The sequence below is a fragment of the Siminovitchia acidinfaciens genome, assembly GCF_003605385.1.
Taxonomy (GTDB): domain Bacteria; phylum Bacillota; class Bacilli; order Bacillales; family Bacillaceae_C; genus Siminovitchia; species Siminovitchia acidinfaciens.
This window is the reverse complement of the sequence record NZ_QYTV02000007.1, coordinates 158,655-172,781: the sequence shown is the minus strand read 5'-3', so window position 1 is coordinate 172,781 and position 14,127 is coordinate 158,655. Positions and strand designations below refer to the sequence as shown.

15 protein-coding genes, 1 tRNA gene and 1 riboswitch are annotated in these 14,127 nt (G+C 43.9%); of the genes, 10 read left to right on the top strand and 6 right to left on the bottom strand.

The features are described 5' to 3' along the window. Window positions 1-930 precede the first annotated feature (930 nt). From D4T97_RS15515 to tsaD, 5 genes are all read left to right on the top strand, one after another. Window positions 931-1,004, top strand: a tRNA-Met gene (locus D4T97_RS15515). Window positions 1,005-1,098: 94 nt separating this feature from the next. Then, window positions 1,099-1,569, top strand: coding sequence for a tRNA (adenosine(37)-N6)-threonylcarbamoyltransferase complex ATPase subunit type 1 TsaE (tsaE, locus tag D4T97_RS15510; RefSeq protein ID WP_126051664.1), 471 nt, complete (start codon window positions 1,099-1,101; stop codon window positions 1,567-1,569). Continuing rightward, window positions 1,550-2,254, top strand: a complete 705-nt coding sequence (gene tsaB, locus D4T97_RS15505) for a tRNA (adenosine(37)-N6)-threonylcarbamoyltransferase complex dimerization subunit type 1 TsaB (RefSeq protein ID WP_126051663.1) — start codon at window positions 1,550-1,552, stop codon at window positions 2,252-2,254. Before tsaE ends, tsaB begins: the two co-directional genes overlap by 20 nt. Beyond that, window positions 2,247-2,717 (top strand): ribosomal protein S18-alanine N-acetyltransferase, encoded by a 471-nt coding sequence (gene rimI / locus D4T97_RS15500; RefSeq protein ID WP_235872277.1) that lies wholly within the window; start codon window positions 2,247-2,249, stop codon window positions 2,715-2,717. Before tsaB ends, rimI begins: the two co-directional genes overlap by 8 nt. After that, window positions 2,714-3,736: a tRNA (adenosine(37)-N6)-threonylcarbamoyltransferase complex transferase subunit TsaD gene (gene tsaD, locus D4T97_RS15495; protein ID WP_164525599.1), complete on the top strand. Its 1,023-nt coding sequence runs from the start codon at window positions 2,714-2,716 to the stop codon at window positions 3,734-3,736. Before rimI ends, tsaD begins: the two co-directional genes overlap by 4 nt. A gap of 725 nt (window positions 3,737-4,461) precedes the next feature. Here tsaD and D4T97_RS15490 read toward each other — a convergent pair. Further along, window positions 4,462-6,402 carry an ABC transporter ATP-binding protein gene (locus D4T97_RS15490; protein ID WP_126051661.1) on the bottom strand — a complete coding sequence of 647 codons (1,941 nt, stop codon included), beginning with the start codon at window positions 6,400-6,402 and terminating at the stop codon, window positions 4,462-4,464. 122 nt (window positions 6,403-6,524) lie between these two features. Between D4T97_RS15490 and moaC the strand changes: the two genes are divergently transcribed. From moaC to ssuE, 5 genes are all read left to right on the top strand, one after another. After that, window positions 6,525-7,010: a cyclic pyranopterin monophosphate synthase MoaC gene (gene moaC, locus D4T97_RS15485; protein ID WP_126051660.1), complete on the top strand. Its 486-nt coding sequence runs from the start codon at window positions 6,525-6,527 to the stop codon at window positions 7,008-7,010. Between the two features lie 75 nt (window positions 7,011-7,085). Further along, on the top strand, window positions 7,086-7,766 hold the full coding sequence (locus D4T97_RS15480; protein WP_126051659.1) for a redox-sensing transcriptional repressor Rex: 681 nt from the start codon (window positions 7,086-7,088) through the stop codon (window positions 7,764-7,766). Between the two features lie 36 nt (window positions 7,767-7,802). After that, window positions 7,803-7,994, top strand: a complete 192-nt coding sequence (locus D4T97_RS15475; RefSeq protein WP_126051658.1) for a twin-arginine translocase TatA/TatE family subunit — start codon at window positions 7,803-7,805, stop codon at window positions 7,992-7,994. Between the two features lie 13 nt (window positions 7,995-8,007). Beyond that, window positions 8,008-8,766, top strand: coding sequence for a twin-arginine translocase subunit TatC (gene tatC / locus D4T97_RS15470; RefSeq protein ID WP_126051657.1), 759 nt, complete (start codon window positions 8,008-8,010; stop codon window positions 8,764-8,766). A gap of 97 nt (window positions 8,767-8,863) precedes the next feature. Next, window positions 8,864-8,968: riboswitch (SAM riboswitch) on the top strand. 105 nt (window positions 8,969-9,073) lie between these two features. Further along, on the top strand, window positions 9,074-9,619 hold the full coding sequence (gene ssuE / locus D4T97_RS15465) for an NADPH-dependent FMN reductase (RefSeq protein ID WP_126051656.1): 546 nt from the start codon (window positions 9,074-9,076) through the stop codon (window positions 9,617-9,619). Between the two features lie 940 nt (window positions 9,620-10,559). Here the strand turns inward: ssuE and D4T97_RS15460 are convergent. The 5 genes from D4T97_RS15460 to D4T97_RS15440 all read right to left on the bottom strand — a co-directional run bounded on the left by D4T97_RS15460 (window position 10,560) and on the right by D4T97_RS15440 (window position 14,109). Next, on the bottom strand, window positions 10,560-10,757 hold the full coding sequence (locus D4T97_RS15460) for a YdiK family protein (RefSeq protein ID WP_126051655.1): 198 nt from the start codon (window positions 10,755-10,757) through the stop codon (window positions 10,560-10,562). After that, on the bottom strand, window positions 10,754-11,497 hold the full coding sequence (locus D4T97_RS15455; RefSeq protein WP_126051679.1) for a CPBP family intramembrane glutamic endopeptidase: 744 nt from the start codon (window positions 11,495-11,497) through the stop codon (window positions 10,754-10,756). The genes D4T97_RS15460 and D4T97_RS15455 overlap by 4 nt, the downstream gene beginning before the upstream one ends. A gap of 78 nt (window positions 11,498-11,575) precedes the next feature. Beyond that, window positions 11,576-12,481 carry an AEC family transporter gene (locus tag D4T97_RS15450; RefSeq protein WP_126051654.1) on the bottom strand — a complete coding sequence of 302 codons (906 nt, stop codon included), beginning with the start codon at window positions 12,479-12,481 and terminating at the stop codon, window positions 11,576-11,578. A 177-nt stretch (window positions 12,482-12,658) separates the two neighbouring features. Further along, window positions 12,659-13,381 (bottom strand): amino acid ABC transporter ATP-binding protein, encoded by a 723-nt coding sequence (locus tag D4T97_RS15445; RefSeq protein WP_126051653.1) that lies wholly within the window; start codon window positions 13,379-13,381, stop codon window positions 12,659-12,661. Continuing rightward, window positions 13,378-14,109 (bottom strand): amino acid ABC transporter permease, encoded by a 732-nt coding sequence (locus D4T97_RS15440; protein WP_126051678.1) that lies wholly within the window; start codon window positions 14,107-14,109, stop codon window positions 13,378-13,380. Before D4T97_RS15440 ends, D4T97_RS15445 begins: the two co-directional genes overlap by 4 nt. Between the last annotated feature and the right edge of the window lie 18 nt (window positions 14,110-14,127).

The window sequence follows — 14,127 nt, the reverse complement described above, 5'->3', positions numbered from 1 at the left end:
TCTTCAGCGCCGATGGTAGTGAGGGGCTTCCCCTTGTGAGAGCAGGACGTCGCCGGGCAATGAGAAAGACATGGAGTCAATTGGCTTCATGTCTTTTTGTGTATAGAGACATTTGGTTTGTGGTCTATTTCGTAAGTAATTGCCAAAACGCGAACAACAATTATTGCCTTACCAAGAGAGCCCCATAATGCTAATCAAAGGGAATAATCGTGATAGTCATCATGACAGCTTCTCATAGTAACCGCCAAAGCGAAAAAAAAACGTTATGATGGTCACATCATCGATTCATAGTGACCGTTAAAGCGGAAAAGTTGTTACGATGGTCATTATGACCGTTTCATAGTGACTACCAAAGGGAAAAAATCGTTGTGATGGTCACTATGTCTACTTCATAGTGACCGTTAAAGTGGAAAAATTGTTATGATGGGCACCATGACCGCTTCATAGTGACCGCCAAAGCGAAAAAACCGCTAACTCGGTCACTAAGCGCGCCTCTAAGTGCCCGTTACAGAAAAAATAATACCGTACGGGTCACTATGATTGTTTCTTATTTTCTTTCAAGTTCCGACCCGTGTAATCCTGTCTTGGCTTCGTGTAAATCCTCTCTGAACTCGTGTATTCGATGCATTTGCGTCTTTCAATTTGAATCAATTTGATCTAAACGATATTTCTTTCATGATTCCTTCCCTTGTTCTTGCTTTTATGATTTTCTTCCTATATAATTACAAGACAAGTTAAATTTTTATCGTCGCAGGGTGGAGCAACGAGCATTGCTTCGCTGAATAAACTGCGAGTTGTACCGATCGAGCAGCACCTTGAATTAGCTTCCTGAGATCGGGACAGTCCGGCCCAATGGGCATGCTTTAAATAAGTTAATTAATATCGNGTCCGGCCCAATGGGCATGCTTTAAATAAGTTAATTAATATCGTCGCGGGGTGGAGCAGTTCGGCAGCTCGTCGGGCTCATAACCCGAAGGTCGCAGGTTCAAATCCTGCCCCCGCAATTACCTTCTTTTTTCAATAAAATAAGCAAACTTAACCTTAGGGAGGTAGAGGATCCTAAGGTTTTTTTGTATAATCAACTAGGAGAGTCTTTTAATGAAGACATATGAAATTATTTCAAATACTCCGGAAGAAACATTGGAGTTTGCAAGCCAATTGGGACAGCTGCTCAAGCCAGCAGATGTTTTGCTTCTCGAAGGCGATCTCGGTGCCGGAAAAACCACTTTTACAAAAGGATTGGCCTCTGGTCTCGAAATAAAGAGAAACGTGAGCAGCCCGACTTTTACAATTATCAAAGAGTATCACGGACGGCTCCCGTTATATCATATGGATGTATATCGTTTGGAAGGTTCATTCGAAGATTTGGGTTTCGATGAATATTTTTACGGTGAAGGTGTAACAGTGGTGGAGTGGGCTCAGTTTATCGAGGACCAGCTGCCTTCAAATTACTTGGCCATATATATATATCACGAAGGCCAAGATCGTAGGCGCATTGTATTGAAGCCGACTGGGACAAGGTATGAAGCATTATGTAAGGAGTTATTAGATGAAAATCCTGGCAATTGACACTTCCAATGACGTGCTTGGTATCGCTCTTGTAGACGAAACCAAAGTCATTGGTGAATATATAACCAACTTAAAGAAAAATCATAGCGTACGCGTCATGCCTGCCATTGAACGCTTGCTTGTCGACTGTGAAACGAAACCGACTGAATTGGATAAAATTGTGGTCGCGGGCGGTCCTGGTTCCTATACTGGCGTTCGAATCGGCGTAACCATTGCCAAGACGATGGCTTGGAGCCTTGGCATTCCCTTGTCCAGTGTTTCCAGTCTGCAAGTTCTCGCAGCATCGGGACGTTATTTTCCAGGCTTGGTGTCGCCGCTTTTTGATGCCAGGCGTGGATTGATTTATACAGGCCTTTATTGTTTTGAAAATCAAGAGGCTGTAATGATCAAAGAGGATCAAAACATACCTGCAGCTGAGTGGGCTGATATGTTGAAAGAGACTGGGCAGCCTATATTATTTGTCGGCAATGATTTAGCAATCCACAGGGAAACTCTTAGCGCGGCACTGGGAGACCTGGCTCATTTCGCGGCCATCGGAGAATATAATCCAAGGCCGGGAGAACTCGGGTTAATGGGTATCAGCCGTCCGGAAGAAAATGTTCATACGTTTACTCCAAATTATATCCGGCTTGTAGAGGCTGAAGCGAAATGGCTGGAGAGACAGGGGAAAATGACCAATGATTGATCGCAGCATGGAAATAACGAAAAATATCAATTTTCGTCTTGCTAAAATAGAAGATATCCATAAACTTTATCATATTGAAAGCCGGTCATTTTCGTCTCCATGGCCCGAAGAAGCTTTTTATAACGATATAGCCCATAACCGCTTTGCCTCCTATGTTTTTATCGAAGTGGACGGTACACAGGCAGGTTACTGCGGTGTTTGGATTATTTTAGATGAGGCGCATGTGACAAATATAGCCATCCTTCCTGAATATCGCGGGCGCAAGCTTGGTGAGAAATTGCTGTGTAAAATGATGAGCCTGGCTAAGGAAGCCGGAGCGAAAACGATGACGCTTGAAGTTCGTGTCAGCAATCATGTAGCGAAATCACTTTATAAGAAGCTGGGATTCCAGGAAGGCGGCATCAGAAGAGGTTATTATACCGACAATAGAGAAGATGCACAGGTCATGTGGGTGAATATATGAGTAAAAAAGATTTAATAGTGCTCGGAATCGAAACAAGCTGTGACGAAACTGCAGCCTCGGTTGTTAAAAATGGGACAGAAATTCTATCAAATGTCGTGGCATCTCAAATCGAGAGCCACCGCAGGTTCGGCGGGGTTGTACCTGAACTTGCTTCCAGGCACCATGTGGAGCAGATTACGATTGTCATTGAGGAAGCACTGGAAAAAGCGAATGTCACTTATGATGAAATCGATGCAATTGCTGTCACGGAAGGTCCAGGTCTGGTCGGTGCCCTTCTTGTCGGTGTCAACGCAGCAAAAGCAATGGCATTCAGCTTGAACAAGCCGCTTGTCGGGGTGCACCACATCGCCGGCCATATTTATGCGAACCGGTTGATCACAAATTTTACATTTCCCTTATTATCGCTTGTCGTTTCTGGCGGCCATACGGAACTCATTTACATGGAAAAGGACGGATCCTTCCAAGTGATAGGCGAAACGCTTGATGATGCCGCAGGGGAGGCCTACGACAAGGTGGCACGTACGTTGAACCTGCCATATCCAGGAGGCCCGCACATTGATAAACTAGCGCATACAGGAACTCCCAACATCGATTTGCCAAGAGCCTGGCTAGAAGAAGGATCGTACAATTTCAGCTTCAGCGGGTTAAAATCGGCAGTTATCAACACTTTGCACAATGCGGAACAGCGCGGAGAAAAAATATCCCCAGAAGATTTGGCAGCTAGTTTTCAAGCAAGTGTGGTTGAAGTGTTAACTGAAAAAACTGTCCGCGCGGCAAAAGAATATGGGGTAAAACAAGTGTTGCTCGCAGGCGGGGTAGCGGCCAATAAAGGACTGCGCGCATCATTGGAAAAAGCATTTGGCAATGTAGATGGCGTTGAACTGATTATTCCGCCACTTTACCTTTGCACAGATAACGCTGCAATGATTGCAGCAGCAGGAAGCATGCTGTATGAAGAGGGAAAAAGAGGCAAGCTTGATATGAACGCAAATCCCGGATTGGATATAGAGAATTTTTAAAAAGCAGCTGGATTTATCTCCAGTTGCTTTTTTATGTGCAGGAATTATATAAAGCGCTTTGTTTGTTGACTTATTATTATTTTGTACTAAGCCGAGCCTCCGACGGATAGGATATTGCATCCTGAGCCTGCGGGTGCCATAGTACTTGGCGTTTTAAGGCGTAAGCGCCTTTCCCCTCGAGGTCACAAGCCTGTAAAGATGATTATGCTCCGGCGGTATAGTGTATTTGGAGAACTCGTCGTAAAGCTGCGGTAATTCTTCACATGATGCAAGTGTAGTAAGTAACTTCGCTGAAGAACTGCCTCCTCGTAAAAAATTTTGTTTGCCCAATGCTGATCAAGGCACTTGCGCTTTTGTTCTGTGGTTAACTTCGGTTATTTTGGGGAAATGTTAATAATAAAATAAAGAAATTAATTGTTCCAGCTATGTAATCCACAAGGTTGTGGGTAATGTGGATTTATTCAGGTTGAATTGTGGATAGTGTTGATAGGTTTGTTTATAACTTGAAATTAATAGATTGGATATGTGGATAAAAGTGTGAATAACCAGAAGAGGGTAAGAACAATTCCTTTTTGAAAAACGGCTAATCTTGTATTCGACAGTCCCAGCTGCTTGGAAGTCGGAATTGGATCATGCCTTTTCTTCGGAAGTGAAACTTGCAGCAAGCAGTCTAGCATTCCTCTACATCATCAATTAAAACAGGGCCTGCATCACGCAGGCCTTGCTTATGAATCAAGTACTTCTGAAAGTTCGGTCCATTCTTCCATAAGCTGATCGATTTCTTCCTTGATCTTTTCCACTTCCAAATGGATGGCAAGCGACTGTTCATGATCTTCGTAGACATCGGGCTGGCATAGCAATTCTTCTTTTTCGGCCAGCTCCAATTCCAGCTGCTCAACAAGCTCTTCAATTTCTGTGAGTCTTCGTTTTCGCTTCCTCTCAAGCTTTTGAAGTTCCTTATCTTGTGCATAAGAATTTTTATCCACAGATTTTGAAGCAGTTTTGCTTTTTTCCAATTCTTTTTCCTGTGCGAGTTTTTCAAGTTCTGCTATTTCCGTCTTTTTTTCCACAAAATAGTCGTAGTCCCCAAGGTATTCCACAGTTCCCTCTCCGGACAACTCAACAACTTTGGTTGCGATCCTGTTGATAAAGTAGCGGTCATGGGAAACGAATAAAATTGTCCCTGGGTAATCCACAAGCGAATTTTCCAGAACTTCCTTGCTGTCAAGGTCCAAGTGGTTGGTCGGCTCGTCCAGTATAAGCAGGTTGGCCTTTTGCAGCATCAATATGGCTAAAGCAAGGCGGGCCTTTTCGCCTCCACTTAAAGAAGAAACGACCTTAAGCACATCGTCGCCACTGAACAGGAAGTTTCCTAAAACGGTCCTAATGTCTCTCTCGTTTGTCATTGGATAATGATCCCATAGTTCCTGCAGCACCGTTTTGTTGGATGACAAATCGGCCTGCTCCTGATCGTAGTAGCCGATCTGCACATTGGAGCCGTATTTGATCTCCCCCGATAAAATCGGCAGCTTCTCAATGATTGTTTTCAGCAAGGTTGACTTGCCAATTCCGTTCGGTCCGACAAGCGCAATGCTGTCGCCGCGAGAGATGGACAGATCAATATTTGCAGCCAAAGGTTCGCCATCATACCCGACAGCACCGTCAACAACCGAGAGTACGTCATTTCCTGTTTGCTTTTCGATTGTAAAAGAGAAGGATGCTGATTTTTCATCGCCAGCCGGCCGGTCCATGATGTTCATTCTTTCCAGCTGCCTTCGGCGGCTTTGGGCACGCTTGGTTGTGGAGGCTCTGGCAAGGTTGCGTTGGATGAAGTCCTGCATCTTGGCGATTTCTCCCTGCTGTTTTTCAAAAAGCTTCATGTCCCGTTCATACGCTTGTGCTTTTTGCTCCAAATATTTGCTGTAGTTACCGTGAAAAATCGAGATTTCGTTCCTGGACAGCTCATACACTTGCGTTACGATTTGATCCAGGAAATATCGGTCATGCGAAACGAGGAGCAGAGCACCAGGATAATTTTGCAGGTACTTTTCAAGCCAGGCCATTGACTCAATATCCAAGTGGTTGGTCGGCTCATCCAGAATAAGCAAATCCGGTTTTGTTAAAAGCAGCTTCGCCAAAGCCAGGCGGGTTTTCTGGCCGCCGCTGAGCGTTGAAATATTTGTATTGTAATCTTCCTCGAAAAACCTGAAACCGTGGAGGACAGATCTTATATCGGATTCATATTGATAGCCGCCGATTTCTTTGAAAGTTTCCTGCAACCGGTCATATTCCGATAAAAGTTTTTCATAAGCGCCTTTCTGCTCATAATTTGAAGGGTCGGACATTTTCTGCTCGATACTGCGGAGGTTTTGTTCCATTTCCCTGACATCATCAAAAACAGAAAGCATTTCTTCCCAAATTGTCAGTTCCGATTCCAGGCCTGTATGCTGCGATAAATAGCCGATTGAAACATCTTTCGGTTTTACGATTTGACCTGAATCATGGGATAGTTCTCCTGCGATAATTTTCAATAAAGTGGACTTTCCCGCGCCATTTCTTCCGACAAGCGCAGTTCGGTCCCTGTTATGAAGTTCCAGTTTTATATTCGATAAAATGAGATCGGCACCGAAGTGCTTTGTGATCTGCTGCACCTGTAACAATAACATGATTTTACACCTCTAATCATAGACAGTGTACCATATTTCAGCTTTTGACAATTAACAATTTTCTTCGGCAGAAACACCACAGGCTTGACAAAATAGTGTATGATGTATAGGAGGTGTTGAGCGTGGAGAAACTGACTCACTTTAATGAAGAAGGCAGGGCTCAAATGGTGGATGTAAGCGGAAAACCTGAGACAGTCCGTACAGCCATCGCCCAATCGAGCATCGAAGTCAACAACACAATTTATGAACATATTAGTCAAAACAAGGTAAAAAAAGGGGATGTCCTTGCAGTTGCCCAGGTGGCTGGCATCATGGCTGCCAAGAAAACTTGGGACATTATTCCAATGTGTCACCCGATTCCTTTGAAAGGGATCAATTTTTCCTTTGAATGGCAGGACGGCAAAGCCGATCATAAACAGCTGATCATTTCAGCGTCCGTGAAAACGGTTGGAAATACGGGTGTTGAAATGGAGGCTCTTACAGCAGTTTCCGCTGCGGCGCTCACCGTCTACGATATGTGCAAGGCCATTGATAAAGGAATGGTGATCGGACCTACTTTTTTAATAGAAAAAACAGGTGGAGTATCCAGTAAAGATTATCGGCGCTAGGTTTTTTGAAGGAATATATGTCGGCAGTTCGTTATCTGCATACGGCATTTTCGTATGTCTTGGAGGATTGGATAAATGAACGAAGAAACAACAAAAATACCACAAGCAACAGCCAAACGGCTTCCGCTTTACTACAGATTTTTGAAGAATTTGCATGCTTCGGGAAAACAAAGAGTATCATCCGCTGAATTAAGTGAAGCGGTCAAAGTGGACTCCGCCACCATTCGAAGGGACTTTTCTTATTTTGGGGCGCTTGGAAAAAAGGGATATGGGTATAATGTAAATTATCTACTTACTTTTTTCCGAAAAACATTGGATCAGGATGAGCTTTCAAAGGTAGCTTTGATCGGCGTAGGAAATTTGGGAACGGCCTTTTTGAATTATAATTTCTTAAAAAACAATAATACGAAGATTGAAATGGCGTTTGATGTGGATAAAGGAAAAGTCGGACAAGAAATATGCGGCGTCCGGATTTATGATATGGAAGAGTTGGAGGAGCGCCTTCGGGATGAAGATGTAACGGTTGCGATATTGACTGTACCTGCCGGCGCTGCCCAGACAATCACCGACCGGATCAAACAGACGAATGTCAAAGGAATCATGAATTTTTCGCCGGCGCGCCTCAATGTGCCACCGTCAATTCGTGTCCACCATATTGACTTGGCAGTCGAGCTGCAGTCGCTTATCTACTTTTTGAAAAATTATCCTAACGGCGACACGGAAATTTCACAGGAAAATACGAATATAAATGGCTAAACGGACGAGATTCCGTTAAAATAACAGTATGAGGAGGTGGGCCCCGTGGGAGTAGGTCCAGGAAGTTTAATTATTATTGCCCTTGTCGCTCTATTGATTTTTGGTCCAAAGAAGTTGCCGGAACTAGGCAAAGCAGCGGGAAGTACGTTGCGCGAATTCAAGAATGCAACTAAAGGGCTGGCAGATGACGACGATGAAAAGGACAAGAAGAAAGACGCCAACCAGTGATAGGATGAACGACATGAGTCAGAAAGACATGACGATTCTTGATCATATAGAAGAATTAAGAAAACGGCTGATGATTATAGTCGTTTTCTTTGTGTTAGCAGTTGTTGTGAGCTTTTTTTTATCGCAGCCGCTCATTAAATTGATCCAGCATGCAAGTGTTGCGCATGATATAACGATGAATGCCTTCCGGGTGACCGACCCGTTCAAGGTGTTCATGCAAATGGCATTTGTACTGGCATTTATCATGACATCGCCAGTCATTTTATATCAGTTATGGGCATTTATCAGCCCTGGCTTACTAGATAAGGAACGGAAAGTGACGCTCAGTTATATTCCTGTTTCTGTTACGTTATTTTTGGCAGGGGTTCTATTTTCATACTTTGTCCTGTTTCCGTTTGTGATTCGTTTCATGCTTGGTTTGTCGGGCAATATGGAAATCCAGACAACGATTGGCATCAATGAGTATTTCCATTTCCTGTTTCAAATCACCATTCCGTTTGGCATTCTGTTTCAATTGCCAGTCGTAGTTCTCTTTTTAACGCGGCTTGGCATTGTTACGCCGGTCTTGTTGAGGCAGGTCCGGAAATATGCCTATTTCGTTTTGATCGTGATCGCGGCATTCATCACGCCACCTGATGTGATTTCACATATGATGGTCACAGTACCGTTGCTATTACTTTACGAAATCAGCATTTGGATTTCTAAAATTGGCTATAAAAAGGTGCAAGCAGCCGAAGCCGAATGGGAAAGGGAAATGAATGCTGATCGATAAAAAGCGGTCAAGTAAAAGAAAACTGGCTTGACAGACAATTTTGAATCAGCTATGATATGGACAAGTCTTATGCAATCAATATAATTTAATATACGAATTCTTATCCAGAGAGGTGGAGGGACTGGCCCTACGAAGCCTCGGCAACAGACCGTAAAGGTACTGTGCCAAATCCAGCAAGCTTTTTTAGCTTGAAAGATAAGAAGAGAACGATAAATTTGCAAACGAACCTCTTCTTATTTTTCAGGAGAGGTTTTTTATATTAAAAAAATTACGGGCAGACCGCCCAGGGTAAAGAGGAGAGAATGGCATGAGCGATATTATCATCATATCTGGAAGTCCGGCTGAGCTTTCAAGGTCGGAGAAAATATTGAAACACTTAGGGAATTTGCTTGAACAAGAAGGTTTCAGCATTCGGCATATTTCTGTCAGAGATGTCCCGCCTGAAGACTTGATCTATGCAAAGTTTGACAGCCCGATCATCGAAAACATATCAGCAGATGTCCAGGGGGCAGCCGGTGTGATTATCGGATCGCCGGTATATAAAGCTGCATATTCAGGAGCTTTAAAAACGTTGCTTGACCTCCTTCCTCAGGATGCACTGAAAGACATCCCTGTGCTTCCGCTGATGACCGGAGGAAGCCCGGCCCATTTGTTGGCCATTGAATTTTCACTAAAACCGGTGATTTCGGCATTGAAGGGAAAGAGCCTTCAGGGAATCTATTATTTGGACAGCCAGCTCGACAAACATCTGGAAAATCCGATTGTCGACGAGTCGATTTTGCAGCGTACAAACAAGCAATTGCTTGAATTTGTAGGAGCAGTTAACCATCACCGTCTTGCGATTGTAAAATAAATGGCATTTTTATTTTAAAAAAAGCAGGTGGGAAAACGAAAATGACTCGTTTTCTCGCCTGCTTTAATTATAAAGCGCACAAGTTTGTTAATGACTGATTATCTATTCGTGCTACGTCCAGCTCCGACGGACAGGATGTCCTAGTGCCGCCGGCGCCACAGGACGTGGCGCTTTAAGGCGGCCAGCGCCTAGCCCCTCGAGGTCACAAGCCTGCAAGGAAACAGATTCAGGAAGAATGTGCTCCTGCGCCAAAGCTTATTCGAGGAAGTAACTGTTCAGCTCGTCGCAAAGCTGCACGAGGCAGACTCAGGGAAGCTTCACATGATGGGACTGAAGTAAGCTGCTTCCCTGTGGTGGCTGAAGAACCGCCTCCTCGGGAATCGTCTTGTGCTTGTCGGGACTGATCAAGGCTCTTGCGCTTTTGTCATGGAAAGCGGGGGAGAATGGACTAAAGAAGCGGCTTCGTTTGAAATTGACACTGGCAGGGGAAGATCGCTCTAAGTTACCGCGATAATATTTTTTCTCTGTATCGGTCACTTAGCCACTCTCTTAGTGCCCGTGAGAGCAACTTTATTGCTGTGTCGGTGACTTAAGTCCGCTCTTAGTTACCGTGAAGGCTTTTTTTCGCTGGGACGGTCAGTTAGCGGGTCCCTTAGTGCCCGCGAGAGCAATTTTATTACCGTGTCGGTGACTTAAGTCCGCTCTTAGTTACCATGCAGGCACTTTTTTCGCTGGTGCGGTAAGTTAGCCGCTCTCTAAGTGACCGTGGGTGCAATTTTTTTTGTCTTAACGGTCACTTAGCCCTTGAATCAACCATCTTATCTGGTTCCCAACCGCCCGCATATTAATATAAGCACTAAAAAAATACCGCGCAGACAGTGAATTTCCAAGACTGTCTGCGCGGCCTCATGGTTTTTATATAACAAATGCTCGTCATTTATTACTTTCTCTGTTCATTTTTTAACCGGAAGTGGAGGGATATTAATCGAAAGCCTGCTCCAAAGTCGAAGGTGGCTAAAATGATCAGTAAATATACCATGAAACCCCATTCGTTCAATTTTACTTGTTGAATGGCAAAAAAGGTGAATACGACACCAAGCACGATGTAGACCATACCGGAAAACAACGGTGACCTCATGAAATGAAACCTCCCATCCACCGTACCAAATGTATGAAGCTTTGAATATTCTTCTCCAAATCTTCAGGGATATATCTCTGCGCCACAACGACGAGCGTATTCATCATGACGTGAGCGATAATTGGAACGATAATTCTTTTTGTCTTGACATATAAAAAAGCGAAAACAAATCCCATTGCCGTATATAAAATTAAGTGGACCGGCTCCATGTGTGCAAAAGCGAAAATGATAGAGCTGATTACCGCCGCCATTCCGAAAGGCAGTCGATTATAGAGTGTGCCGAAGATCACTTTTCTAAAAACAATCTCTTCCAGGATTGGTCCGATAATCGAACTGATCAAAACAATTGCAGGAAAAAGCTCGATCATCTGCAATATCTCCTGCGTATTTTCAGACCCAGGCTTTACCCCGATCATATTTTCAATGCTGACTGCCAGGATTTGCGCAAAAAAAGCAAGGAAAATTCCACCCACAGCCCAGGCAAGTGATATGCCAAGAGGCAAGGGTTCCGCTCTTTCGATTTTGTTTTGTCTTTCTTTATTCCGCAACAGGAACAAAACAATAGCCAAGCCCAGCAAAAAACTGAAAACAAGCCAATAGCCTGTCGCTTGAATTTCCGCTTCCTTAGGAGCGATATTCAAAACCTTTGTACCAATAACATAAAAAAGCGGCATGCCGATAAAGACGGATAATTGCATTGCAATATAGGTTAGTACAATGAAAGTATATTTTCTATTCATCATGTAAAAAGTCCCTTCCAACGATTTAAAACCGTAAGTTCCATTTTACTAATAAACAGAAAGGGATTCAAATGTTGTTCACACACCTATTAGGAAGAGAACATACGGAATCGTCAATAGACTCACGATCGTCGTTATGAATGTTGTAAACGAGACAAGATCCGGCTCCGTATCAAATTGGATTGCCAACAAAGTCGTGTTTGCTGCCGCCGGCATGGACGCCTGGATGAAAAGTACAGCCTTGATCGAATCGCTTATTGGCAGGAAATACAAAAGCAGAAGAGCGACTATTGGCGATAAAATCATCCGGATGCCGACAGTTGCGGAAACAAACCTATAGGCGACGCGCCTTCTTTGCATAGCAGCCAGCTGCATGCCTAGTACAAGCATCACCGTGGGAATCGAAGCATCCGCAATTAGCTCAACAGCATTCATTATTGTTTCGTGTAAATGAATGGGAAGAAGCTGTAAAACAAGACCGAACACGGCTCCGTAAATGACGGGCATCTTGACCACTTGCATGACAGCATTCCGAATCGAGGCATTTTCTTTACCGCCGATGGATGCTACCAAAATGCCGATGGAATTCATCAAGAAAGATTGGAAAACCATCATGATAACAGCATAATCGAAGGCCACTGCACCGAGCGCAAATAAAACAACCGGTGCCCCGTAGTTTCCGCTGTTCATGAATGCTCCACCAAGAATCATTGCTGAAAGCTTCGGGCGATCCGCGCGCATGGCCACCCCTGTTATCCATGTAACCCCGATCAGAATGAGCGATAAAAGGCAGCTGAATAAGAAAATATATACATAGTCCATCGTGACTTCATTTGTATAAAACGTTCGGAAGGCAAGGAACGGAGACATAATATAAAGTGCCATTTTCGAAATCGATTTAATATCAAACCCGAGCAGTTTTTGTCCAAGCCATCCGGCAAAAAATATTAAAAAGACTGGTAATACGATTAAAAGCAAATCCACGGGTGTTCATCTCCAATTGTTTCTCTTACTCTATCATATCAAAAAGAAGATAAGCAGAGAGAAGTGAACACAAAAAAATCCAAACCACCTCATCTGGTGGTTTGGATTGGACTTCCAATTTAATCATCAAAATTTGTCTCATGCTTGTCGCCTAAGGCTGCGCGCCTTGGGCTTTTCTTATAAGACCTTACTTAAAAACGCCTTCGTCCTCTCACTGTTCGGTGAGCTGAAAATCTGCTCAGGAGGCCCCTCTTCAACAAGGTAGCCTTGGTCCATGAATAATACCCGGTCTCCCATTTCCCTCGCAAAGCCCATTTCATGCGTTACAACTACCATGGTCATTCCGTCCAATGCCAGCTGCTTCATGACGTCCAGAACCTCTTTTACCATTTCCGGGTCCAGAGCCGATGTAGGCTCGTCGAACAACATGATTTTTGGCTTCATTGCAAGTGCTCTTGCAATGGCAACCCTTTGCATCTGTCCGCCTGATAATTGCTCCGGATATGAGTTTGCCTTATCGCCAAGACCGACCTTTTGAAGTAACTGATGCGCCAGCTCCTCGGCATCCCGGGGCTTCATTTTTCTAATTTTAACAGGTGAAATTGTAATGTTATCCAATACGGTCATATGCGGAAAGAGGTTGAATTGCTGGAAGACCATTCCCACTTCTTTCCGTAATTCATTAATATCTGTTTTCGGATCGTTGACTTTGACGCCGCCAACATAGATGGTCCCATCCGTGATTTCCTCTAAAAGGTTGATGCAGCGGAGGAAGGTGCTTTTTCCGGAACCGCTCGGTCCAATAACACATATGACCTCTTTTTCTTTGATTTCATAATCGATTCCCTTTAACACTTGCAGATCTCCAAACGATTTATGCAACCCTTGAATCTTAATCATTTGTTCACCTCCACCGCCGAACGGCCAAAGGAAAACACACGCCGCCTTTGTTTGGGGATGTAACTATTGCTGAAGCGCTTTTCAACATAAGCAATAATTTTAGTTATAACAAAAGTTAGGAGCAAGTAGAGAATCGCTACAGTGATATAAGGCTCCCAGAATCTCGCGTATGCGCCGGCAACAACCTTACCTGCATACAATAAGTCGTTTGCCGCAATAACGGTTACAAGCGATGAATCTTTCAATAAGGCGATCAGTTCATTGCCTAATGGCGGAACCATGCGCCGGAACGCCTGCGGTAGAATGATATGCTTCATCGCAACACTTCTTGGCATTCCCAAAGACCTTGCCGCTTCCATTTGCCCTTTTTCAATCGATTGAATCCCCGCTCGTATTATTTCCGCATTATAAGCCGCGCAGTTTAATGTCAGGGCGAGAGCTCCTGATACAAAATATCCGAGTGAATGACCGAAAATTGATGGAATGAGGGCCAGATGAATGAGCAATATTTGCACCAATAACGGAGTTCCTCGGAAAAAATCGACATAATACTTACAAGGTAAATAGATCCATTTTTTGGATGATAGTTTACCCATACCAATGAATAGGCCCAAAATCACTCCAGAGATATAGCCAACCGCTGTGAGCCCAAGAGTTACCCATAGTCCCCTAATAAATAACTCCTTATAATTCCAGATCATATCCAATCTAATGTCTAAAAAATCTATCATAACCACCCCTAGCTG

Bases quoted from the DNA above. Each gene is read 5' to 3' on its own strand.
- tsaE (WP_126051664.1), top strand. From the start codon at position 1,099: ATGAAGACATATGAAATTATTTCAAATACTCCGGAAGAAACATTGGAG.
- tsaB (WP_126051663.1), top strand. From the start codon at position 1,550: ATGAAAATCCTGGCAATTGACACTTCCAATGACGTGCTTGGTATCGCT.
- rimI (WP_235872277.1), top strand. From the start codon at position 2,247: ATGATTGATCGCAGCATGGAAATAACGAAAAATATCAATTTTCGTCTT.
- tsaD (WP_164525599.1), top strand. From the start codon at position 2,714: ATGAGTAAAAAAGATTTAATAGTGCTCGGAATCGAAACAAGCTGTGAC.
- D4T97_RS15490 (WP_126051661.1), bottom strand. From the start codon at position 6,402: ATGTTATTGTTACAGGTGCAGCAGATCACAAAGCACTTCGGTGCCGAT.
- D4T97_RS15480 (WP_126051659.1), top strand. From the start codon at position 7,086: ATGAACGAAGAAACAACAAAAATACCACAAGCAACAGCCAAACGGCTT.
- tatC (WP_126051657.1), top strand. From the start codon at position 8,008: ATGAGTCAGAAAGACATGACGATTCTTGATCATATAGAAGAATTAAGA.
- ssuE (WP_126051656.1), top strand. From the start codon at position 9,074: ATGAGCGATATTATCATCATATCTGGAAGTCCGGCTGAGCTTTCAAGG.
- D4T97_RS15460 (WP_126051655.1), bottom strand. From the start codon at position 10,757: ATGAGGTCACCGTTGTTTTCCGGTATGGTCTACATCGTGCTTGGTGTC.
- D4T97_RS15455 (WP_126051679.1), bottom strand. From the start codon at position 11,497: ATGAATAGAAAATATACTTTCATTGTACTAACCTATATTGCAATGCAA.
- D4T97_RS15445 (WP_126051653.1), bottom strand. From the start codon at position 13,381: ATGATTAAGATTCAAGGGTTGCATAAATCGTTTGGAGATCTGCAAGTG.